Source organism: Citrobacter sp. wls706 (assembly GCF_005281305.1).
Lineage (GTDB): Bacteria > Pseudomonadota > Gammaproteobacteria > Enterobacterales > Enterobacteriaceae > Citrobacter > Citrobacter werkmanii.
On the sequence record NZ_SZXG01000006.1, the window covers coordinates 157354 to 180154 of the forward strand.

The 22801-nt window shown below is 53.0% G+C and carries 23 protein-coding genes; 9 read left to right on the top strand and 14 right to left on the bottom strand.

Annotated features, from left to right (window positions below; translation table 11 throughout):
- Positions 1 to 16 precede the first annotated feature (16 nt).
- The 5 genes from tdcE (at position 17) to FDW92_RS02605 (ending at position 7827) form a co-directional block, all read left to right on the top strand.
- Entirely contained in the window at positions 17 to 2311 is a 2295-nt protein-coding gene (tdcE, locus tag FDW92_RS02580; protein ID WP_042311190.1) for a 2-ketobutyrate formate-lyase/pyruvate formate-lyase, read from the top strand.
- A 13-nt stretch (positions 2312 to 2324) separates the two neighbouring features.
- On the top strand, positions 2325 to 2720 hold the full coding sequence (locus FDW92_RS02585) for an enamine/imine deaminase (protein ID WP_003828585.1): 396 nt from the start codon (positions 2325 to 2327) through the stop codon (positions 2718 to 2720).
- An 87-nt stretch (positions 2721 to 2807) separates the two neighbouring features.
- The gene (gene tdcG, locus FDW92_RS02590; protein ID WP_042311189.1) at positions 2808 to 4172 is read left to right on the top strand and encodes an L-serine ammonia-lyase; all 1365 of its coding nucleotides are present in this window, start codon (positions 2808 to 2810) and stop codon (positions 4170 to 4172) included.
- Between the two features lie 988 nt (positions 4173 to 5160).
- A complete protein-coding gene (locus tag FDW92_RS02600; protein ID WP_042311146.1) occupies positions 5161 to 6492 on the top strand; it encodes an amino acid permease in 1332 nt (443 codons plus the stop codon).
- Between the two features lie 24 nt (positions 6493 to 6516).
- Positions 6517 to 7827: a serine dehydratase subunit alpha family protein gene (locus FDW92_RS02605; RefSeq protein ID WP_042311144.1), complete on the top strand. Its 1311-nt coding sequence runs from the start codon at positions 6517 to 6519 to the stop codon at positions 7825 to 7827.
- 54 nt (positions 7828 to 7881) lie between these two features.
- On the opposite strand, the gene FDW92_RS23015 is transcribed toward FDW92_RS02605, so the two are convergent.
- On the bottom strand, positions 7882 to 8031 hold the full coding sequence (locus FDW92_RS23015) for a hypothetical protein (protein WP_165406919.1): 150 nt from the start codon (positions 8029 to 8031) through the stop codon (positions 7882 to 7884).
- 26 nt (positions 8032 to 8057) lie between these two features.
- Complete coding sequence (locus FDW92_RS02610) at positions 8058 to 8759, bottom strand: pirin family protein (protein ID WP_042311142.1); 702 nt, start codon at positions 8757 to 8759, stop codon at positions 8058 to 8060.
- Positions 8760 to 8863: 104 nt separating this feature from the next.
- Between FDW92_RS02610 and yhaJ the strand changes: the two genes are divergently transcribed.
- The gene (gene yhaJ, locus FDW92_RS02615; RefSeq protein WP_042311140.1) at positions 8864 to 9760 is read left to right on the top strand and encodes a DNA-binding transcriptional regulator YhaJ; all 897 of its coding nucleotides are present in this window, start codon (positions 8864 to 8866) and stop codon (positions 9758 to 9760) included.
- Between the two features lie 108 nt (positions 9761 to 9868).
- On the opposite strand, the gene FDW92_RS02620 is transcribed toward yhaJ, so the two are convergent.
- The 11 genes from FDW92_RS02620 to FDW92_RS02670 form a co-directional block, all read right to left on the bottom strand.
- On the bottom strand, positions 9869 to 10234 hold the full coding sequence (locus FDW92_RS02620; protein WP_038642883.1) for a DUF805 domain-containing protein: 366 nt from the start codon (positions 10232 to 10234) through the stop codon (positions 9869 to 9871).
- A 125-nt stretch (positions 10235 to 10359) separates the two neighbouring features.
- Entirely contained in the window at positions 10360 to 11346 is a 987-nt protein-coding gene (gene yqjG, locus FDW92_RS02625) for a glutathionyl-hydroquinone reductase YqjG (RefSeq protein ID WP_042311138.1), read from the bottom strand.
- 71 nt (positions 11347 to 11417) lie between these two features.
- Positions 11418 to 11810 carry a DoxX family protein gene (locus tag FDW92_RS02630; RefSeq protein ID WP_032940735.1) on the bottom strand — a complete coding sequence of 131 codons (393 nt, stop codon included), beginning with the start codon at positions 11808 to 11810 and terminating at the stop codon, positions 11418 to 11420.
- Positions 11811 to 11983: 173 nt separating this feature from the next.
- The gene (locus FDW92_RS02635; protein WP_038634085.1) at positions 11984 to 12283 is read right to left on the bottom strand and encodes a YqjK-like family protein; all 300 of its coding nucleotides are present in this window, start codon (positions 12281 to 12283) and stop codon (positions 11984 to 11986) included.
- A complete protein-coding gene (locus FDW92_RS02640) occupies positions 12283 to 12678 on the bottom strand; it encodes a phage holin family protein (RefSeq protein WP_038634082.1) in 396 nt (131 codons plus the stop codon). Before FDW92_RS02640 ends, FDW92_RS02635 begins: the two co-directional genes overlap by 1 nt.
- 2 nt (positions 12679 to 12680) lie before the next feature.
- Positions 12681 to 12986 carry a YqjD family protein gene (locus FDW92_RS02645; RefSeq protein ID WP_006687949.1) on the bottom strand — a complete coding sequence of 102 codons (306 nt, stop codon included), beginning with the start codon at positions 12984 to 12986 and terminating at the stop codon, positions 12681 to 12683.
- Between the two features lie 33 nt (positions 12987 to 13019).
- Complete coding sequence (locus tag FDW92_RS02650) at positions 13020 to 13388, bottom strand: DUF1090 domain-containing protein (protein ID WP_038634079.1); 369 nt, start codon at positions 13386 to 13388, stop codon at positions 13020 to 13022.
- Positions 13389 to 13536: 148 nt separating this feature from the next.
- Entirely contained in the window at positions 13537 to 13920 is a 384-nt protein-coding gene (gene mzrA, locus FDW92_RS02655; RefSeq protein WP_042311135.1) for an EnvZ/OmpR regulon moderator MzrA, read from the bottom strand.
- A gap of 3 nt (positions 13921 to 13923) precedes the next feature.
- Entirely contained in the window at positions 13924 to 14586 is a 663-nt protein-coding gene (gene yqjA, locus FDW92_RS02660) for a DedA family general envelope maintenance protein YqjA (protein WP_003024820.1), read from the bottom strand.
- Positions 14587 to 14935: 349 nt separating this feature from the next.
- A complete protein-coding gene (exuR, locus tag FDW92_RS02665; RefSeq protein ID WP_038634073.1) occupies positions 14936 to 15712 on the bottom strand; it encodes a transcriptional regulator ExuR in 777 nt (258 codons plus the stop codon).
- Positions 15713 to 15846: 134 nt separating this feature from the next.
- A complete protein-coding gene (locus tag FDW92_RS02670; RefSeq protein ID WP_042311133.1) occupies positions 15847 to 17148 on the bottom strand; it encodes an MFS transporter in 1302 nt (433 codons plus the stop codon).
- Positions 17149 to 17621: 473 nt separating this feature from the next.
- On the opposite strand from FDW92_RS02670, the gene uxaC reads away from it, so the two are divergent.
- The 3 genes from uxaC to FDW92_RS02685 all read left to right on the top strand — a co-directional run bounded on the left by uxaC (position 17622) and on the right by FDW92_RS02685 (position 21376).
- Positions 17622 to 19034 (top strand): glucuronate isomerase, encoded by a 1413-nt coding sequence (gene uxaC / locus FDW92_RS02675; RefSeq protein WP_042311130.1) that lies wholly within the window; start codon positions 17622 to 17624, stop codon positions 19032 to 19034.
- A gap of 161 nt (positions 19035 to 19195) precedes the next feature.
- On the top strand, positions 19196 to 20683 hold the full coding sequence (locus FDW92_RS02680; RefSeq protein ID WP_042311128.1) for an altronate dehydratase family protein: 1488 nt from the start codon (positions 19196 to 19198) through the stop codon (positions 20681 to 20683).
- 138 nt (positions 20684 to 20821) lie between these two features.
- Positions 20822 to 21376 (top strand): YgjV family protein, encoded by a 555-nt coding sequence (locus FDW92_RS02685; protein WP_042311125.1) that lies wholly within the window; start codon positions 20822 to 20824, stop codon positions 21374 to 21376.
- Positions 21377 to 21392: 16 nt separating this feature from the next.
- On the opposite strand, the gene sstT is transcribed toward FDW92_RS02685, so the two are convergent.
- The gene (gene sstT, locus FDW92_RS02690) at positions 21393 to 22637 is read right to left on the bottom strand and encodes a serine/threonine transporter SstT (RefSeq protein WP_042311123.1); all 1245 of its coding nucleotides are present in this window, start codon (positions 22635 to 22637) and stop codon (positions 21393 to 21395) included.
- Positions 22638 to 22801: the final 164 nt, after the last annotated feature.

Consider the following 22801-nt stretch of genomic DNA (forward strand, 5'->3'; position numbering starts at 1 on the left):
AGAGAGATTATTTTTCATGAAGGTAAATATCGATACCAGCGATATGCTGTATGCCGAAGCCTGGAATGGCTTTAAAGGTACGGACTGGAAAGAAGAAATTAATGTCCGTGATTTTATTCAGCACAACTACACGCCTTATGAAGGGGATGAATCTTTCCTCGCCGAAGCAACGCCAGCAACCACGGCGTTGTGGGAAAAAGTTATGGCGGGCATCCGTATTGAAAACTCGACCCATGCGCCGGTTGATTTCGATACCAATATTGCCACCACGATAACCGCGCATGACGCCGGTTATATTGAACAAGAACTGGAAAAAATCGTCGGTCTGCAAACGGATGCGCCGCTCAAGCGCGCCCTGCATCCGTTTGGCGGCATCAACATGATCAAAAGCTCTTTTGATGCTTATGGTCGTGAGATGGATGCTAATTTTGAATACCTGTTTACTGACCTGCGTAAGACCCACAACCAGGGCGTATTCGATGCTTACTCTCCGGATATGCTGCGCTGCCGTAAATCCGGCGTACTGACCGGTCTGCCGGACGGCTATGGTCGTGGCCGCATCATCGGTGACTACCGCCGCGTTGCGCTGTACGGTATCCGCTACCTGGTGCGTGAGCGTGAACTGCAGTTTGCCGATCTTCAGTCGAATCTGGAGTGGGGGCAGAATCTTGAAGCCACGATTCGTCTGCGTGAAGAACTGTCTGAACACCGTCGCGCTCTGCTGCAAATGCAGGAAATGGCAGCGAAATACGGCTGCGATATCTCTCGTCCGGCACGTAATGCGCAGGAAGCGGTGCAGTGGGTCTACTTTGCTTACCTGGCTGCGGTGAAATCGCAGAACGGCGGCGCTATGTCGCTGGGCCGTACCGCTTCGTTCCTCGACATCTACATTGAGCGTGACTTCAAAGCGGGAATTTTAAACGAGCAGCAGGCGCAGGAGCTGATCGACCACTTCATTATGAAGATCCGTATGGTGCGCTTCCTGCGTACGCCGGAATTCGACACCCTGTTCTCTGGCGACCCTATCTGGGCGACCGAAGTCATCGGTGGTATGGGACTGGATGGTCGTACGCTGGTGACCAAAAACTCGTTCCGCTACCTGCATACGCTGCACACCATGGGGCCGGCGCCTGAGCCGAACCTGACGGTACTGTGGTCCGAGCAGCTACCGATTGCCTTCAAAAAATATGCCGCTCAGGTGTCCATCATCACCTCGTCTTTACAGTACGAAAACGATGATCTGATGCGTACTGACTTTAACAGCGATGACTATGCCATTGCCTGCTGTGTCAGCCCGATGGTTATCGGCAAGCAAATGCAGTTCTTCGGTGCGCGCGCCAACCTCGCCAAAACGTTGCTGTACGCAATCAACGGCGGTGTGGATGAGAAACTAAAAATCCAGGTCGGACCGAAAACTGCGCCGCTGATGGATGACGTGTTGGATTACGACACGGTGATGGAGAGCCTGGACCACTTTATGGACTGGCTGGCCGTGCAGTACATCAGCGCGTTGAACATCATCCACTACATGCACGACAAGTACAGCTATGAAGCTTCGTTGATGGCGTTGCACGATCGTGATGTTTATCGCACGATGGCCTGTGGTATGGCGGGGCTTTCCGTGGCGGCGGATTCGCTGTCGGCTATCAAATACGCCCGCGTGAGACCGATTCGTGATGAAAACGGTCTGGCGATCGATTTTGAAATCGAAGGCGACTATCCGCAATACGGTAACAACGACGAGCGCGTAGACAGCATTGCCTGCGACCTGGTCGAACGCTTTATGAAAAAAATTAAGGTGTTGCCAACCTACCGTAACGCGGTGCCGACGCAGTCCATTCTGACCATCACCTCCAACGTGGTGTACGGCCAGAAAACAGGTAACACGCCGGATGGACGTCGCGCAGGTACGCCGTTTGCGCCAGGGGCAAACCCGATGCACGGCCGCGATCGCAAAGGTGCGGTGGCGTCGTTAACCTCGGTCGCCAAACTGCCGTTTACCTATGCCAAAGACGGTATTTCGTACACCTTCTCCATTGTGCCGGCTGCGCTGGGCAAAGAAGATAGCGTGCGTAAAACCAACCTGGTCGGGCTGCTGGATGGTTACTTCCACCATGAAGCGCATGTGGAAGGTGGGCAGCATCTGAACGTTAACGTTATGAACCGTGAAATGTTGATGGATGCCATTGAGCACCCGGAAAACTATCCGAACCTGACGATCCGCGTGTCTGGTTATGCGGTGCGCTTCAACGCGCTGACCCGCGAACAGCAGCAGGACGTTATTTCACGTACTTTCACCCAGGCGCTGTAACGCCGGAGGGGTTATGAGAAAAGTTATTGCAACCGAATGTGCGCCAGGGGCGATTGGACCTTACGTACAGGGTGTGGATCTGGGCAGTATGGTGTTGACCTCAGGTCAGATTCCGGTGTGTCCACAGACCGGTGAAGTGGCAGAAAACGTGGCCGATCAGGCGCGTCAAAGCCTGGAAAACGTGAAAGCGATTGTCGAGTCCGCCGGTTTGAAGGTGAGCGATATCGTCAAGACCACCGTTTTCGTTTCTGACCTGAACGACTTCGCCACCATTAACCAGGTGTACCAGCAGTTTTTTGATGAGCACAAGGCAATCTACCCTACGCGCAGCTGCGTACAGGTCGCCCGCTTACCAAAGGATGTGAAGCTGGAGATTGAAGCCATCGCCGTGCGTGGCGATACGCTGTAATCCCTTGCGGGGCGATCGCAGGATCGCCCCGATCCTTAATGAGTGTGAAACCTGGTCTTCACTGAACGGCAATCCGAGGGTGTGGATATGATTAGCGCATTCGATATTTTCAAGATTGGCATTGGACCTTCCAGCTCCCATACCGTGGGGCCAATGAACGCAGGTAAAAGCTTTATCGATCTGTTGGTCAGCAGCGGGGAACTCTTCAGGACCACGCATATCGTGGTCGATCTTTATGGATCGCTCTCTCTGACCGGCAAAGGTCATGCGACAGACGTCGCCATCATGATGGGACTGGCCGGTAACAGTCCGCAAAACGTTAATATAGATTCAATCCCTGGTTTTACTCAGGAAGTGGCCCGTACCGGACGTTTGCCGGTTGCTCAGGGTACGCATATTGTCGATTTCTCCCCAGACGAAAATATTCTCTTTCATAGCGAAACGCTGCCGCGCCATGAAAATGGTATGCGTATTACCGCGTGGCATGGTAACGAGACACTGTTAAGTAAAACCTATTACTCCATCGGCGGCGGTTTTATCGTCGAAGAGGAGCAATTTGGTCAGGTGCATGACGTTGAAACACCCGTACCCTACAATTTTCATTCCGCCAGCGAACTGCTGAAGCTGTGCGAGCGCAACGGGCTGTCTGTTTCCGGCCTGATGATGCAAAACGAACTGGCGATGCGCAGCAAAGAGGAAATCGATGCTGGTTTTGCCGCCATCTGGGACGTCATGCACGCCGGGATTGAGCGCGGCATGAACACCGAAGGCGTCCTGCCGGGCCCGCTGAACGTCCCGCGTCGCGCCGTGGCGCTGCGGCGACTGTTGGTTTCCAGTGATAATCTGTCCAGTGACCCGATGAACGTGATCGACTGGATCAACATGTTCGCGCTGGCCGTGAGCGAAGAAAACGCCGCCGGGTGTCGGGTTGTTACCGCGCCAACCAACGGCGCATGCGGGATAATTCCCGCCGTGCTGGCCTATTACGACAAATTCCGCCGTCCGGTGAATGCGAACTCGATTGCCCGATATTTGCTGGCAGCAGGAGCGATAGGCGCGCTGTATAAGATGAATGCTTCTATTTCTGGTGCCGAAGTGGGCTGTCAGGGAGAGATTGGCGTAGCCTGTTCCATGGCGGCAGCCGGGCTGACGGAGTTGCTTGGCGGTAGCCCTGCGCAGGTATGCATTGCGGCGGAAATCGCTATGGAGCATAACCTGGGGCTGACCTGCGATCCGGTGGCCGGGCAGGTGCAAATACCGTGTATCGAACGCAATGCGATCAACGCGGTAAAAGCCGTGAACGCCGCGCGTATGGCGCTACGCCGGACGTCTGAGCCACGCGTTTCGCTCGATAAAGTGATCGAGACCATGTACGAAACGGGCAAAGATATGAATGACAAGTACCGTGAAACTTCGCGCGGTGGCCTGGCGATTAAAGTGGTTTGTACCTGAGATGAAAGGGTGCGTTTGTAGGCCGGATAAGGCGTAAGCGCCGCCATCCGGCAATGAATCAATTAACATCCACTGACCAGGATGATGAATCTGAGGCATTGTTCCGTTCACCTTATGTTCATTGCTTCTCTTATGTACCGGTTCCTGTGAACGTGTAAAGGGTGCTATCGCCGCACCCTTTACAATCCCGGCTCCCGGCAGGAAAATTGTTGCTGCGCAATACCCTCCGCTTATTCCTTCAGGCTACCGGGCCGGGCGCGAGGTAGCATCCATGCAAAGCGCGCCCTGAGCCAGCATCCATGCTGGCTCTCCCTGCCTTACGGAAACACGTCGGCAATTTTCAGCCGGACCAGCCCACACCTGACCATCTGCGTTTTTTTGTTTAAACAGCAAAACAGGTTTCACTGGAAGTCAGAGCATTGAAGCGATGACCCCGATCCGGCTGAAAATCGATGAGGTGTTGACGGCTGACCGGGTCTGCCCGCAGGGATGCGGGCAGAGGGGATGGCCTGCAGGGATGCAGGCTCGGCCCCGACCCGACAGGCAGACGGCATAAGACGAATGAATCGCGCAGCGACGATTTTCCCGCCGGGAGCCTGGGTTGCAAGGGAGGCGGCGATGAGCCTCCCTTGCACGTTCACGGGTAACGGCGTTTCAGAGAAATGACACCGCTGAGGTGAACGGAATCCTGAACTAGAATCACATGTTCTCGATAATGCTTAACTGACAAACATTAGTACTTTAGCGCACCTTTTTTGTTGTGATCTGCTTCAAAAACAGAAATTTAATACATTTAATGTTATTAAAAGAGAAAATATTTCTTAACTTTTAGAAATTACAGGGGTTTATTTGTAAAGTTTTTCTCTGATCCTGCGCGTATGATTTCTTCATTACTCCAATAGCTCACCTGCACCTTATGTACTGCGTATCGCATTAAGCAGTACGAAAAAAATAAAAAAACCTCTACCTACACATTGAGCGGGAAATTATGGAAACGGCAACGAATAGCAGCGTAATACTCGACGCATCTGCTCCGGCACGTCGGGCGGGAATGACCGAAAGTGAATGGCGCGAAGCCATTAAATTCGACAGTACGGACACCGGCTGGGTCATTATGAGTATCGGTATGGCAATCGGCGCGGGGATTGTTTTTCTTCCCGTCCAGGTAGGACTGATGGGGCTGTGGGTATTCTTACTCTCCTCTATCATCGGCTACCCTGCCATGTATCTGTTCCAGCGTCTGTTTATCAATACGCTGGCTGAATCCCCAGAATGCAAAGACTACCCGAGCGTGATCAGCGGCTACCTGGGTAAAAACTGGGGCATCCTGTTGGGGGCATTGTATTTTGTGATGCTGGTCATCTGGATGTTCGTCTATTCCACCGCCATCACTAACGACAGCGCCTCCTATCTGCACACGTTTGGCCTGACTGAAGGCTTACTGTCCGACAGCCCGTTCTATGGCCTGGTGCTAATTTGCATCCTGGTGGCCATCTCGTCGCGCGGGGAAAAACTGCTGTTTAAAATCTCTACCGGTATGGTACTGACCAAGCTGCTGGTGGTAGCGGCGCTTGGCGTGTCGATGGTAGGGATGTGGCATTTATATAACGTAGGTTCGCTGCCGCCGATGGCGCTGCTGATCAAAAACGCGATTATCACGCTGCCGTTTACGCTGACCTCGATTCTGTTTATTCAGACTCTTAGCCCAATGGTTATCTCATATCGTTCTCGCGAAAAATCCATTGAGGTGGCGCGTCATAAAGCGCTGCGCGCTATGAATATCGCGTTTGGTATTCTGTTCGTTACGGTCTTTTTCTACGCCGTTTCCTTCACGCTGGCGATGGGCCACGACGAAGCGGTTAAAGCCTATGAGCAGAACATTTCCGCTCTGGCGATTGCTGCGCAGTTTATCAGCGGCGATGGTGCTGGCTGGGTGAAAATCGTCAGCGTTATCCTGAACATCTTTGCCGTAATGACTGCCTTCTTCGGCGTCTATTTAGGCTTCCGTGAAGCTACTCAGGGGATCGTGATGAACGTGCTGCGCCGTAAAATGCCAGCCGAGAAAATCAATGAAACCCTGGTGCAGCGCGGCATTATGATTTTCGCCATTCTGCTGGCCTGGAGCGCAATTGTGCTCAATGCGCCGGTACTGAGCTTCACGTCTATTTGTAGTCCAATCTTCGGCATGGTGGGTTGTCTGATCCCGGCGTGGCTGGTCTACAAAGTTCCTGCACTGCACAAATACAAAGGCGCTTCCCTGTATCTGATTATTATCACGGGCTTGCTGCTGTGCGTTTCTCCGTTCCTGGCATTTTCCTGAGTTATCTGAGCAAAGGTTGTTGTTATGTTTGAGACTACATTGAATCCATTATGGGATAATTTTATTCGCGCAGTGCAGGAAGAAGTGAAGCCCGCGCTGGGCTGCACGGAACCTATCTCTCTGGCTCTGGCGGCGGCGGTCGCATCGTCTGAGCTGGACGGCGCGGTTGAACGCATTGATGCGTGGGTCTCGCCAAACCTGATGAAAAATGGCCTGGGTGTGACCGTTCCGGGGACTGGCATGGTGGGGTTACCGATTGCCGCCGCGCTGGGCGCGATCGGTGGTAACGCCAAAGCCGGGCTGGAAGTGCTGAAAGACGCTTCGGCTGAGGCGGTGGCGCAGGCCAAAGCGATGCTGAGCGCCGGGAAGGTTACGGTGATGCTGCAAGAGCCTTGCGAAGATATTCTTTTTTCCCGTGCGAAAGTGTACAGCGCTGAAGGATGGGCGTGCGTGACCATTGTTGGCGGCCATACCAACGTTGTGCGCATTGAAACCAACAAAGGCGTGGTGTTCGCGACAGAAGAGAGCACTCAGGAAGAGGAGCAGGAATCACCGCTGGCGGTGCTGTCTCACACGTCGCTGGAAGAGATTCTGGCGTTTGTGAATGCGGTGCCGTTTGCGTCAATCCGCTTTATTCTCGATGCGGCAAAACTGAACGGGGCGTTGTCTCAGGAAGGGCTGCGCGGTAACTGGGGTTTGCACATCGGAACCACGCTTGAGAAGCAGTGCGCGCGTGGCCTGCTGGCAGACGATCTATCTACCGCCATTCTGATCCGTACCAGTGCGGCATCGGATGCGCGAATGGGCGGGGCGACGCTGCCAGCGATGAGCAATTCCGGCTCCGGTAATCAGGGTATTACCGCCACTGTTCCGGTGATGGTGGTTGCTGAGCACTTTGGCGCGGATGAGGAAAAACTGGCGCGTGCGCTGATGCTGTCTCACCTGAGCGCAATCTACATCCATCATCAGCTTCCACGTTTGTCCGCACTGTGTGCGGCAACCACGGCGGCGATGGGCGCTGCGGCGGGTATGGCATGGATTGTCGATGGGCGCTACAACACCATCGCGATGGCGATCAGCAGCATGATTGGCGACGTGAGCGGAATGATTTGCGATGGCGCCTCAAACAGCTGCGCGATGAAAGTTTCAACCAGCGCATCTGCGGCGTGGAAAGCGGTGCTGATGGCTCTGGACGATACTGCTGTAACGGGTAACGAAGGGATTGTGGCGCATAACGTGGAGCAATCTATCACTAACCTGTGCGCGCTGGCGTGTCGGTCAATGCAGGAAACCGACAAGCAGATCATTGAGATCATGGCCAGTAAAGCGCATTAATCTGTAGGCTGGGTAAGGCGCAGCCGCTACCCGGCATCAGCCTGAGCCGCCTTTTCAGGCGGCTTCTTCGTCTTCGAGCCGTAGCTCGGCATCGGCCACAATCGCTTCCAGTTCTGTCAGCATTTCTTCATAACCGAAAGTCGCCGTGTCCTGTTTTTGCGGCTCAACCTGCGGCTGGCGTTTTTTTGTTTTTTTCTTGCTCAATAGTCGTACTCCATTGTTTTCCATGACTATACGGGCAAATCTATCAGCAAAGCACGTAGCGGGGTATCGGCGACTAACGTTATGTTAGTTTCGTCACGAATAAATGCGCCATCGCCGCAGGTGAGTGCTTCTTTTTCGGCTCCAGCCGTCACCGCATGGAATCTGCCGTGGATCGACTGGAGATAAGCGCGAGGCCCATGTAACTGAAAACTGAGCGATTCGCCTTGTTGCAGCTCAACATGATGCACCCAAACCTGTTGGCGCAGATGCAGGCTGCCTTGCTCACCGTCCGGCGAGGCCAGCAGTTGATGCTTACCGGCACTCAGCATGGCTTTCTGCACGCAGGCATTTTCACGCTGCGGGCAGGCATCCAGCCAGAGCTGCATTCTGGTTAACGGCTTATCTTTGCTGATATTGTGTTCGCTATAGCTGATCCCGGGCTGTGTCGCGAGCAATAGCACTTCGCCCGCTTTAGCCTGGATATGGTTGCCTTCGCTGTCGCGGTACTCAGCTTCCCCTTCGAGGATCAGGTTGACGATATCCACTTTCGGATAGGTACGTGGCTGGAAAGAGGCCCCCGGTGCCAGAACTTCCTGGTTCAGAACACGCAGCGAGGCATAACCCAGCAGTTTAGGATCAAAATAGTGTCCAAAGGAGAAGGTATAACGGGCCTGCAGCCAGCCGTAGTCTGCCTGTCCGCATTGTTTGGCTGTACGGGTAGTAATCATAGTTCTTGACCTCTCTTTACTTCCTTTTATGTTAAATGGCTAGACGCTGCATTGTTAGCCAGATATTCTGCCTGGTATGTTCAAATTTCCTGAATGAGAACGAGATGGCCAAAGAAAGGGCTTTAACGCTTGAAGCGTTACGCGTCATGGACGCAATAGACAGACGCGGTAGCTTTGCCGCCGCGGCAGATGAACTGGGGCGGGTTCCTTCAGCCCTCAGCTATACCATGCAGAAGCTGGAGGAAGAGCTGGACGTCGTCTTGTTTGACCGTTCAGGTCATCGCACAAAATTCACCAACGTCGGGCGTATGCTGCTGGAGCGTGGACGCGTCCTGCTGGAGGCTGCGGATAAGCTGACTACCGATGCCGAAGCACTGGCGCGTGGGTGGGAAACGCATCTGACCATCGTGACCGAAGCGTTGGTGCCGACGGCGGCGTTTTTCCCGCTGATCGACAGGCTTGCCGGGAAGGCCAATACCCAGCTTTCCGTTATCACTGAAGTTCTGGCCGGGGCGTGGGAGCGTCTGGAGCAAGGGAGAGCGGATATCGTGATTGCGCCGGATATGCATTTTCGCTCATCTTCCGAAATCAACTCGCGCAAGCTGTACTCGTTGATGAACGTGTATGTGGCGGCACCGGATCATCCTATCCATCAGGAGCCGGAACCATTATCGGAAGTCACCCGCGTGAAATACCGTGGTATCGCGGTGGCGGATACCGCTCGTGAACGTCCGGTGTTGACCGTGCAACTGTTGGATAAACAACCTCGTCTGACGGTGAGTTCGATAGAAGATAAACGTCAGGCGCTGTTAGCCGGACTGGGTGTGGCGACGATGCCTTACCCGCTGGTGGAAGAGGATATTGCGGCTGGTCGGTTGCGGGTAGTAAGCCCTGAGTCGACAAGTGAAATTGATATCATTATGGCCTGGCGGCGAGACAGTATGGGCGAGGCAAAATCCTGGTGTCTGCGGGAAATCCCCAAACTGTTTGTGGGTAAATAGCCGGACTGTTACGCCGGATGCGGTGCGAAGCACCTTATCCGGCCTGGAAGACGGAGTATGTTGTAGGCCTGATAAGCGCAGCGCCATCAGGCATCTACATATGCTACGTCAGGATAACTGTTTGGGATCGGGCCCGAAGCGGTTACTCCCCTGAGTCCCGTTTTGACAGTTGAAAATGATGATAATCAACCAGCCAACGATCGGGATCAGCAGCACCAGCAGCCACCAGGCTGAACGATCGGTGTCATGCAAACGCCTGAACTGTACCGCCCACCAAGGGATAAACACCAGAACCCCATAAATCGTTGTTAGTATGCCTTCCCCTCCGGCGCGTTCCCAGCCAAGCATTCTGTCCAGGATACCCAGCACGAACGTGAAGATGATGTTGACCAGCACAAACATCCAGTATTCTTTACGACGCGCGCGACCACCAAAACCAAAGTAATTCTTTAATACGTTTAAATACCAATCCATTTTTGCCTCGTTCTGCATTCAATTACTTGTTTTTAAAGCAATCAAATTAAGAATAGCTGTGAATGAAATGATGGTAAATATTTACGGTATTAATTATTTAGCCCCCAAATGGGGGCCTGTGTAAATCAGGCGAAACGCTCGTCACGCCCGTGGGGTTCGTTAAGGTCCTGCCACGGCCCAACAGAAATAATACCAGTCGGGTTAATGGTTTTATGGCTACGGAAGTAGTGATTACGGATGTGATCGAAATTGACGGTTTCCGCAATGCCCGGTATCTGGTAGATGTCGCGCAGGAAACCGTACAGGTTCAGATAGTCGCTAATCCGGTGTTTGTCGCACTTGAAATGGGTCACATACACTGGATCAAAACGTACCAGTGTGGTCCACAGGCGAATATCTGCTTCTGTTAACTGATTGCCGGTCAGGTAGCGATGCTGCCCCAGGATTTGCTCCAGTCGCGCCAGGGATTGGAAGACTTTTTCCACGGCGTCATCGTACGCTTCCTGGCTGGTGGCAAATCCGGCTTTGTACACACCGTTATTGACGTTGCCATAAATCCAGCCATTCAGCTCGTCGATTTGACTTTGCAGGGCTGGCGGATAGTAATCCCCAGCTTTTGCGCCCAAAGCATCAAAAGCGGTGTTAAACATGCGGATGATCTCCGCAGATTCGTTGCTGACAATGGTGTGATTTTTTTTATCCCACAGCACCGGGACGGTTACCCTACCGCTGTAATGCGGATCGGCGTGCAGATAGAGCTGGTAAAGAAACTCGTGTTGATACAGCGTATCGCCGGTTGCAGCCGGGAAGGTATCGTCAAAGGTCCAGCCGTTTTCTAGCATCAGCGGATGTACAACGGAGACGGAAATAAACGGTTCCAGCCCTTTGAGCTTACGCAAAATCAGCGTACGGTGCGCCCACGGACAGGCCAGAGAAACGTAGAGATGATAGCGGTCTTTTTCGGCAGCGAATCCCCCTTCGCCCGTTGGACCCGGTGCGCCATCCGCGGTGAGCCAGTTGCGGTAAGCCGATGCTGAACGTTGAAATTTTCCCCCGGTTGATTTGGTATCATACCAGGTGTCATGCCATACGCCGTCAATCAGTTGTCCCATTTTATCGCCTCCTCAGATAGCAAAAGCGAGGAGATGTCCCCTCGCTTTTTGGTGTGTTCAGTATAGCTCGCTTACCACTTTTTATTCAGAACGCGGTCGATGCTGAATGCGCCCGGACCGGTGATAGCCAGCAGCAGGAAACCGCCTGCGATGGTCAGGTTTTTCATGAACATCAGAGAGTTCACGCCTTCCGCAAAGTTGCTGTGGAAGATGAACGCTGTCAGCAGCGTGAAGCCTGCGGTGAACAGCGCGGTTGTGCGGGTCAGGAAGCCGAACAGGATTGCCAGACCGCCGCCAAACTCAAGCAGGATGACCAGCGGCAACATAAAACCAGGCACGCCCATGGCTTCCATATACTGTTGGGTACCCGCATATCCGGTGATTTTGCCCCAGCCTGCGGAAATAAACAGGATTGGCATCAGAATGCGCGCTACCAGTACACCAACATCTTCTAATTTCTTCATCATTCACTCCAGGAAACCACTCAGGCGGCTTATTTTGTTTTGTGTGCAACGACGCTGCAGAGCGCGTCGTTGCTGTCGATGGAGAGAATCATAAACGTGCTTAATGACAATTGTTAGCAAGGAAAACTGTCAAATTTTTTCAAAAATTTTGAGGTTAGGGGGAGTGAGAGGGATTAGCCGCGCAGTTGCTGCTGTCTGATGGTCGCTTTAACCAGACGCCAGATGCTCCAGACGCTAAAACCGCGCTTAGCCCAGCGTACCAGCAGATTAGGATTACGAATGGTACGAACTGCCATGATACTGCTACCCACTAACACCCAGCCACGTAGGTTCAACAGCGTTTTCCAGCCACGATCGTAGACTTCGGTGGCCTCCAGCCAGTCGCGGCGAGTAGCAGACAGATCCAGCCGTTGCTGCTGGATCTGTCCAAGCAGTTGCGCCTTACGTTGTTGACGTTCGACTTTACTGCTCATTATGCATCATCCTCCAGGGCCTGCCTGTCGTTTGCGAGTTCGTGGCGCGTATGGCGTAGCAGCGTTGTTTTGCGCGCTTTACGCAGAGTCCATATCCCGCCAATAAGCGCCATAACCAACAGCACAACGGTGGTGGCAATCATTGCGTTCAGGCGATATTGCGGATCAATGGCCCAGATGATAAGCACCATCAGGCTCATCAGCCCAAACGCCGCGAACAGCATGGTCAGCCCAAGCATCAGCAGGATCTGGATGAGATTTGATTTTTCCTCTTCCAGTTCCACGACGGCCAGCCGCAACCGCGTTTCTACGATCTCAACGAGAATCGTCAGGATCCGCTGTCCAATACCCAGTACGCTTTTGCCTGGACCTTGTGCGTGTTGAGAGTCAGCCATTGTTAACGGCGCGACAGCAGTACACCAAGCACCACACCGACTGCAGCGCCAATCCCGACGCCAGTCCATGGGTTTTCGCGTACATAGTTATCGGCTTTGGCCGCGGCTTCACGGGTCTGTTTGGCAATCACATCGCTGGTTTCACTCAGGCGATGACGGCTCTCCCGCAGGGCGTGTTCGGCTTTGCTGCGAATTTTACTCATCTCTTCCTTCGACTTATCGCCAGAGGAGCTAAGTACTTCTTCAAGCGTATCCGCAAGAGATTTCAGCTCAGCGCGCAGGTTGTCCGTAGCATTATCTTTCGACATAGTTTTCTCCAGTTGAGTGGGTAGTTACCGTACTTAGTAATCGCGTGATTCGAGTTCTTTCAGCTCATTCTGAGCTTCGGCAAGCTTACGTTCGCGTTTGGCAATTTTATCCGCATCGCCTTTTTGCTTCGCCTCGGCTAAATCATCTTGACGCTCGGCTATCTCATCTTTCTGCTCTGCGATTTTTTTCTGATGGTCGGCGCGCAGTTTGCTGTCAGTACAGTTAGCCCGAACCTCACTAAGCGCTTTGTTCAGACCATTGATGCGGTTCTGATTGTTGTGCTTTTCGGCATAGCTAATCTCCCGCTGAATATCCTGTTCTTTTTCCTGACAGAGGGTAGTGGCGTAACTGCCGGCACTGAGAGCGAAAAGGCTAATAGCCAAAGCGATGCGGTATTTCATTATTGAACCTTCCATTGTGATTCGACGTTGTGGCGTGCGGTCGATGCTCCAGATTAATAAAACGTTGGGTCATAATCCCAGTTTATTAATCATAGGCGCTAAACGGTGAAATCACCAAAGTGAGTGATCTAATTCAGATTCCTGGAGATTAACCAAAACGGTGCGGGGTATCACGTAAGCGGGATAACCACTGCACCGCCTGATTATCATCATCCTGCTGAGCAATAACGAAACCATGCGGTAACGTACGGTCCAGCACGACTTTGGCGGCTGCGCTCTGCGCGCTGGAATCAAAAGTGATCAGCAGCGCGTCATTTTGCGGGGTAATGCTTTTAAAGCGAATGCCGTTGGCATCCAGGTGATGCCAGATAGAGAAGCCATCAGGCATGCTGGCTCCCTGGTTTACTGCGCGAATGGCAAGCGTTGACTCCTGCTGACGAATAACCGACCAGGTCAGGAGCAGCGCGCCGATAAACAGCATAAAGGTAGTGGTCCAGGCAAGTCGTCGGAACGTTATGCATGATTTCAGCATAATTTATCCTCGGTTCCCGTATTTCTTTTTCCACAGCACAACCAGTGAACCTGCCAGACCAAACACCAGTAACACCACAGGAAGCAGCATCAGGCAAGACATGAGCTGATCTTCATACTTAAGAAATACCGGCGTTTTACCCAGCAGATAGCCAAGCGTTGTGAGGATCAGGACCCAAAGCAATCCGCTCATCCAGTTAAAGAACTGAAAGCGCGCATTATTCAGGCCGGATAACCCTGCGATGGTCGGCAATAATGTTCTGACAAACGCAATGAAGCGACCAACCAGCAGCGCAGACAAGCCATGCTTATGAAAAAGATGATGTGCGCGCTGATGGTAATGCGCAGGAAGGTGCGACAACCAATTTTGTACGGTGCGGGTATTCCCCAGCCATCGCCCCTGGATATAACTGAGCCAACAGCCGAGGCTGGCCGCGGTGGTGAGTAGCAGTACCGTTTGCGGAAAACCCATTGCGCCTTTGGCAATAAGCACGCCGACCAGTACCAGCAAACTGTCGCCGGGTAAAAACGCTGCTGGCAGCAGTCCATTTTCCAGAAACAAAATGGTAAATAGTACAAAATAGAGCATGCCAATCATGGAAGGATTGGCCAGAGTTTCAAAATCCTGAGCCCATAAAGCATTCAGTAATTGAGTCAGTAGTTCCATTCAATATTCCTGGAGAATCGGTTATCGTCATGCCGGTTTTTCTGGATTTTGTAACGCCGCGATTTTATTGATGTTTTTTGCAAGGTGCGCGGTCTGATACAAATTCACGGCCTGAACTGTTCCCTGTGAAGTTGTGAAGTTAGCAAGCTCTTAAACACAAAAATTCAAATAGCATCTAATTGTAACAAAGGTCAACGTTGTCCGTTATAGAAATTACGGTTGCTGAACTCTGATTTTGCTTATCGCATTAGAGGGAGGCGAGAGGATTTACACAGGCTGACATTTTATACCTAATGCTTACCAAGCAGCAGGTACAGGCGCTTCGCCACGCCTGTATCGATAAGATTGATTATTTTGCGCCGTTAGCGGCCGTATCGAGATGAACGACCGGATTTTCAGTAAAAAGGTAACGGTCCGCGTTGAACTCAAAATCATCGCTGGTTTCGTTAAACAGCATCTGCTTCGTATTCTCAAGGTGCTGCCACATCGCCAGTTTAGCGGCATGGGGATCTTTGCGAATCAGCGCCCGTAGGATCTGGTCATGGTCATCGCACCAGTTATCGACCGTACGCGAGTCGATGTGGTCGTGCAGTTTTTTCCAGTAGGGGTTATGGATACGCTGAGTCCACATTTTTTCCACGATGGCGGCCAGGGCGGAGTTCTGCGTGGCCAGCGCAACCTGCACATGGAACTGGAGATCCCACTCGGAGTCACGAAAGCTTTTTTCGTTGCGCGACTTCTCCTGGATTTCCATCAGTTTCATAATGTCCTGCTTGGTCACCTGGGTGGCGGCAAACTCGGCGATGTTGCTCTCAATAAGTTGACGCGCTTGCAGCAATTCAAAAGGACCGTAGCTGGCGAATTCCAAACCTTCGTCGGGAGCAACATAATGTTTGGGTTGGTTAGAGATGACGTGGATCCCCGATCCTTTACGCACCTCAACATAGCCCTCAACTTCCAGCATGATAATCGCTTCACGAACCACGGTACGGCTGACATTTTTTTCATCGGCGATAAAGCGCTCAGCGGGGAGTTTGTCACCCACCAGATAGACGCCTTGCTCGATGCGTTCTTTAAGATCAGCGGCAAGTTGTTGGTATAAACGGCGTGGTTCGGTGATTTCCATATGCGCTCCAGGCATGATACGGCAGACTATATTTGTTATACCACTTTTGCGATTACGCCTCCACTCGCGAGGACAAAAAAGCCGCCAGATAACTGACGGCTTAGCATTATATAACCTTTTTGTATCGCATCCGGTTAACTTTGCGTCGCGGGATCGCCAGTTTGCGGACCTGAATCTATCTCGCTGGCTGATTTGTTCTGTAGTACCGTCCAGATGACCAACGCGCCAAGCAGGTCGAATACCGCCAGCACGGCGAACAGCGGGCTAAAGCCGATGGTGTCGGCCAGCGCGCCAACGACCAGGGCAAACAGCGTACTGGCAAGCCAGGCGGACATGCCGGTCAGACCGTTCGCGGTTGCCACTTCATTACGGCCAAATACGTCAGAGGAGAGCGTAATCAGCGCACCGGACAGCGCCTGGTGAGCAAAGCCGCCGACGCACAGCAGGGCGATAGCAATGTATGGGCTGGTGAACAGACCAATCATCCCTGGGCCAATCATCAGCAGCGCGCCCATGGTGACCACCATTTTACGGGACACGATCAGGTTCACGCCAAACCAACGCTGGAACAGCGGTGGCAGGTAACCCCCAACGATACAGCCCAGGTCAGCAAACAGCATCGGCATCCAGGCAAACATGGCGATTTCTTTCAGGTTAAAGCCGTAGACTTTAAACATGAACAGCGGGATCCAGGCGTTGAAAGTCCCCCACGCCGGTTCAGCCAGGAAACGCGGCAGCGCGATGCCCCAGAACTGGCGGTTACGCAGGATCTGGCCGAGCGACATTTTCTTCGAGGTCGTGTTTTTATGCTGTGATTCCTGGCCGTTCAGAATGTAATCACGTTCTTCGTCAGACAGTTTTTTCTGGTCGCGTGGGTGTTTATAGAACACCAGCCAGGACATCGCCCAGATGAAGCTCAGGGCACCGGAAATAATGAATGCCATTTGCCAGCTGTGCATGACGATAGCCCAGACCACCAGCGGCGGAGCGATCATCGCGCCGATAGAAGAACCGACGTTGAAGTAACCGACGGCAATTGAACGCTCTTTTGCCGGGAACCATTCAGAACTGGCTTTCAGACCGGCCGGGATCATTGCGGCTTCAGCGGCACCTACCGCACCTCGCGCCAACGCCAGGCCACCCCAGCTGCCAGCCAGTGCGGTCGCGCCACAGAAGACGGCCCACAGAACGGCGAACATCGCGTAACCTATTTTCGTGCCGAGAACATCAAGCACGTAGCCAGCAACGGGTTGCATTACGGTGTAAGCAGCAGAATACGCTGCGATGATATAGGAATACTGTTGAGTGGAGATGTGTAACTCTTCCATCAGAGTCGGCGCAGCTGCCGCCACAGTGTTACGTGTCAGGTAACCCAGCACGGTGCCAAGCGTCACCAGTGCGATCATGTACCAACGTAACCCTTTAATTTTACGCATGTAAAACCTCATCGTTTTGTTATGTCCGCGAACGAGCGGTCATCTTCCAGTTCAGAGCGGAGGATGTTCTTTTACGAGGGGGGAACCGAAAAAAAAGCCGGTACTCCCCGAACGTTGCCATGTCAATAGTTGTGCTAATTCGGTTTCCGTACCGGTCAATCCGATGGTGATACATCGGTAATTTGCATTCCGTCGGCTTATGTATCGCGACGGCCAAAAGATAACTTGTCATACAACTTTAAAAGGTGAGTGCCATCACAAAAGTGTGAATCTTCGTGTGGTCATTATTTCGATTCAGCAAAGCCAGTGCTGGCGCGGCTTGAGGCATGATTTACCTCTTTGAGAGTAATTTTTTTGTCATCATTTGTTGATCTAACTCACGAAAATATCTTCAGTGTGTGGAAATTGGTGTGATAACTTTGTCAACATCAAAACATAAGCAATCTGACGCACTCGTTGAGAGGAAGACGATAATGACCCCGTTTATGACTGAAGATTTCCTGCTGGATACCGAATTTGCCCGCCGTCTGTATCATGATTACGCCAAAGACCAGCCGATCTTCGATTACCACTGCCATTTACCACCGCAACAAATCGCTGAAAACTACCGTTTTAATAACCTGTATGACATCTGGCTGAAGGGTGACCACTATAAGTGGCGTGCGATGCGTACCAACGGCGTTGCTGAGCGCCTGTGTACCGGCGATGCCTCCGATCGTGAGAAGTTTGATGCCTGGGCCGCTACGGTTCCGCACACTATCGGTAACCCGCTGTACCACTGGACCCACCTCGAGTTGCGTCGCCCGTTTGGTATTACAGGTAAGTTGCTGTCTCCGGCAACGGCTGACGAAATCTGGAACCAGTGCAACGAACTGCTGGCACAGGATCAATTCTCCGCGCGCGGTATCATGAAGCAGATGAACGTGAAAATGGTCGGCACCACCGATGACCCGATCGATTCTCTGGAGCACCACGCGGCCGTTGCTAAAGACGGCTCCTTCGACGTAAAAGTGCTGCCAAGCTGGCGTCCGGATAAAGCCTTCAACATCGAACTGGCGACCTTTAACGATTACATGGCCAAGCTCGGTGAAGTCTCTGACACCGATATCCGTCGTTTCGCTGACCTGCAGACCGCGCTGACCAAACGCCTGGACCACTTCGCCGCTCACGGCTGTAAAGTGTCTGACCACGCGCTGGACGTTGTACTTTTCGCGGAATCTAACGAAGCGGAGCTGGATAGCATCCTGGCGCGTCGTCTGGCCGGTGAAACCCTGAGCGAGCACGAAGTTGCCCAGTTCAAAACCGCTGTACTGGTGTTCCTCGGTGCAGAATACGCACGTCGCGAATGGGTACAGCAGTACCACATCGGCGCGCTGCGTAATAACAACCTACGTCAGTTCAAACTGTTGGGCGCGGACGTCGGCTTCGACTCCATCAACGACCGTCCGATGGCGGAAGAACTGTCCAAACTGCTGAGCAAACAGAACGAACAAAACCTGCTGCCGAAAACCATTCTGTACTGTCTGAACCCGCGCGATAACGAAGTGCTGGGCACCATGATCGGTAACTTCCAGGGCGAAGGCATGCCGGGCAAGATGCAGTTCGGTTCCGGCTGGTGGTTCAACGATCAGAAAGACGGGATGGAACGTCAGATGACACAGCTGGCGCAACTGGGCCTGCTGAGCCGCTTCGTCGGCATGCTGACCGACAGCCGTAGCTTCCTGTCTTACACCCGTCACGAATACTTCCGTCGTATTCTGTGCCAGATGATCGGTCGTTGGGTTGCTGCGGGCGAAGCCCCAGCCGACATCCAACTGCTGGGTGAAATGGTGAAAAACATTTGTTTCAACAATGCGCGCGATTATTTCGCCATTGAATTGAACTAAGAGCCTATCCATTAGGCTATTTTACTTGCCAGTTTGAACCTGGGCAGTGCTCAAAATCCTCACGTACTGCGTGTACGCTCCGGTTTTTGCGCGCTGTCCGTGTCCAAACGGGCTGCGACAATATACGCCTACTGAAATAGGCTCTAAGGTCCGGGGTTGATATGCAATACATCAAGATCCATACGCTGGATAACGTTGCGGTAGCGCTCGCTGATTTGGCTGAAGGAACCGAAGTTACCGTTGACGGGCAGGCGGTAACCCTGCGCCAGGCGGTCTCTCGTGGGCATAAGTTCGCGCTTTGCGATATCGCGCAGGGTGAGAACGTCATGAAATATGGCCTGCCGATCGGCCATGCTCTGGCTGATATCGCGGCGGGCGAGCATATTCATGCTCATAACACGCGTACCAATCTGAGCGATCTGGATGAATATAGCTATCAACCCGACTTTCAGGAACCTGAGGCGCAACCGGCGGATCGTGATGTACAGATCTACCGTCGTGCCAACGGCGATGTTGGCGTGCGTAATGAACTGTGGATCCTGCCGACAGTAGGCTGCGTCAACGCCATGGCCCGTCAGATGCAGAATCGCTTCCTGAAAGAGACCAACGATGCCGAAGGGATCGACGGCGTGCATCTCTTCAGCCACACCTACGGCTGCTCACAACTGGGTGACGACCATATCAACACCCGCACCATGCTGCAAAACATGGTGCGCCACCCGAACGCGGGCGCAGTGCTGGTGGTCGGTCTCGGCTGTGAAAACAACCAGGTTGACGCTTTTCGCGAAACCTTAGGCGAGTACGATCCCGATCGCGTTCACTTTATGGTCTGCCAACACCAGGAAGACGAAGTGGAAGCGGGGATCGAACATCTTCACCAGTTGTACAACGTGATGCGTAACGATAAGCGTGAACCCGGTAAGCTGGGCGAGCTGAAGTTTGGTCTCGAATGCGGCGGCTCCGACGGCCTGTCCGGTATTACCGCCAACCCGATGCTGGGCCGCTTCTCCGACTATGTCATTGCCAACGGCGGCACCACCGTGCTGACCGAAGTACCGGAAATGTTCGGCGCCGAGCAGTTGCTGATGGACCACTGCCGTGACGAAGAAACGTTCGGCAAGCTGGTCACTATGGTGAATGACTTCAAACAGTACTTCATTGCTCACGACCAGCCGATCTACGAAAACCCATCGCCGGGCAACAAAGCGGGTGGTATCACCACCCTGGAAGATAAATCTCTCGGCTGTACCCAAAAAGCAGGCTCCAGCCAGGTGGTGGACGTACTGCGCTACGGTGAACGCCTGAAAACGCACGGTCTGAACCTGCTGAGCGCGCCGGGTAACGACGCAGTCGCCACCAGTGCACTGGCTGGAGCGGGCTGTCATATGGTGCTGTTCAGTACCGGTCGCGGTACGCCGTACGGTGGATTTGTGCCGACGGTGAAAATTGCTACCAACAGCGAGCTGGCAGCGAAGAAAAAGCACTGGATCGATTTTGATGCCGGACAACTGATCCACGGCAAAGCGATGCCGCAGTTACTGGAAGAATTTGTCGATACCATCGTCGATTTCGCCAACGGTAAGCAAACCTGCAACGAGCGGAATGATTTTAGAGAGTTAGCGATATTTAAAAGCGGCGTAACGTTGTAGTAAATACCTGATGGTACCTGCATACAGGTCTGCGCAAACCGTAGGCCTGATAAGCGCAGCGCCATCAGGCACAAACCGTTGCCGGATGGTGGCGAACTCGCCTTATCCGGCCTACGAGATAGAATTGGGGTTGCTTGCATGACCGCGTATTGGCTGGCCCAGGGCGTAGGTGTCATCGCCTTTCTAATCGGCATTACCACCTTTTTCAATCGCGATGAGCGTCGGTTCCGGCTGCAACTCGCTGTCTATAGCGCCACCATTGGCGTGCATTTTTTCCTGATGGGCGCCTGGCCTGCAGGAATGAGCGCTGAGCTCAATACCATCCGCACACTCGTCTCGATGCATACCCGTAAACTGTGGGTAATGACCGTTTTTATTATCCTCACCCTGGTTCTCGGGCTGGCGAAATTACAGCATGCGATGGAGCTGTTGCCGATAATCGGCACGCTGGCCAGCACCTGGGCGCTGTTTCGCTGCCAAGGGTTAACCGTGCGTTGCGTTATGTGGTGCGCAACCGCTTGCTGGGTTATCCATAACTTCTGGCTGGGATCGATTGGCGGGACGATGATCGAAGGGAGTTTTCTGGTGATGAACGGCTTGAATATTATTCGCTTCCGGCGGATGCAAAAACGCGGAATTGATCCGTTCAAAATTGAAAAAAGCGTACAAGATAGTAACCCCTCCGCCCGATGACGGAGGGGAGCAGAGATTAGCCGCGCAGGGCGTTGTTGGCCAGACGTTCGTCTTCTGCCTGACAGGCAGCAGCGGTAAACAGGACGTCTGTAGAAGAGTTTAATGCCGTTTCACAGGAGTCCTGCAGCACGCCGATGATAAAGCCAACGGCAACCACCTGCATGGCGATATCATTCGGAATCCCGAACATGTTGCATGCCAGGGGGATTAACAGCAGAGAACCGCCCGCCACGCCCGATGCGCCGCAGGCACACAGCGAAGCCACCACGCTGAGTAACAGCGCTGTCGGTAAATCGACCGGAATACCCAGCGTATTCACCGCCGCCAGCGTCAGCACGGTAATGGTGATCGCCGCACCCGCCATATTGATGGTGGCCCCCAGCGGAATAGAAACCGAGTAGGTATCACGATCCAGATTCAACTTCTCACACAGCGCCATATTCACCGGAATGTTTGCCGCGGAGCTGCGGGTAAAGAAGGCATACACGCCGCTTTCACGCAGACAGACCAGCACCAGCGGATACGGGTTACGGCGAATTTTCCAGAATACCAGCAGCGGGTTAACCACCAGCGCTACCAGCAGCATACAACCTACCAGCACGGTCAGCAGCTGAGCGTAGCCCCAAAGCGTGGCAAAACCGGTGGTTGCCAGCGTGGAGGAGACCAGGCCGAAGATCCCAATTGGCGCGAAACGAATCACCAGCTTCACCATAAAGGTGACGGCGTTGGACATATCATTGACCAGATTTTTGGTCGTTTCATTCCCATGACGCAGCGCAAAGCCCAGGCCGACGGCCCATACCAGAATGCCGATATAGTTGGCGTTAAGCAGGGCATCAATCGGGTTAGAAACCATACTCATCAGCAGGCCACGCATCACTTCGACAATGCCGGATGGCGGTACGATGTCGCTGGCGCTGCTGGAAAGATGCAGTGTGGACGGGAAGGCGAAGCTGAAGACAACCGCTGCTAACGCTGCGGAAAAAGTACCGAGCAGGTAAAGGAACAGGATTGGACGGATATTGGTTTTTTGTCCGTGCTGGTGGTTGGCGATGGACGCCATAACCAGCATCAGGACCAGAACAGGGGCCACGGCTTTTAATGCGCCAACGAACAGCGTACCCAACAGCCCGACGGCTTCTGCAGCAGGTTTTGACACCAGCGCCAACAATATCCCCAGTACCAAACCGATCAAAATTTGTTTAACCAGGCTCCCTTGCGCCAAACGCGAGAATAGCCCCGATGAACGTTGCGTAGTCATGTAGTAATCCTTTCATTGTGTTGTTGCCCATCCAGTGTGCATTCTGATGACGCATCTTTCTGGATGTAACAAAGTGTTTGCCTGGTTGAGTATAAGGAAAGATGAAGTCCCGGGAAGCGAAATCTCCTGATTTTTGCGTTCAGATCATGTTTTATAACTTTAAA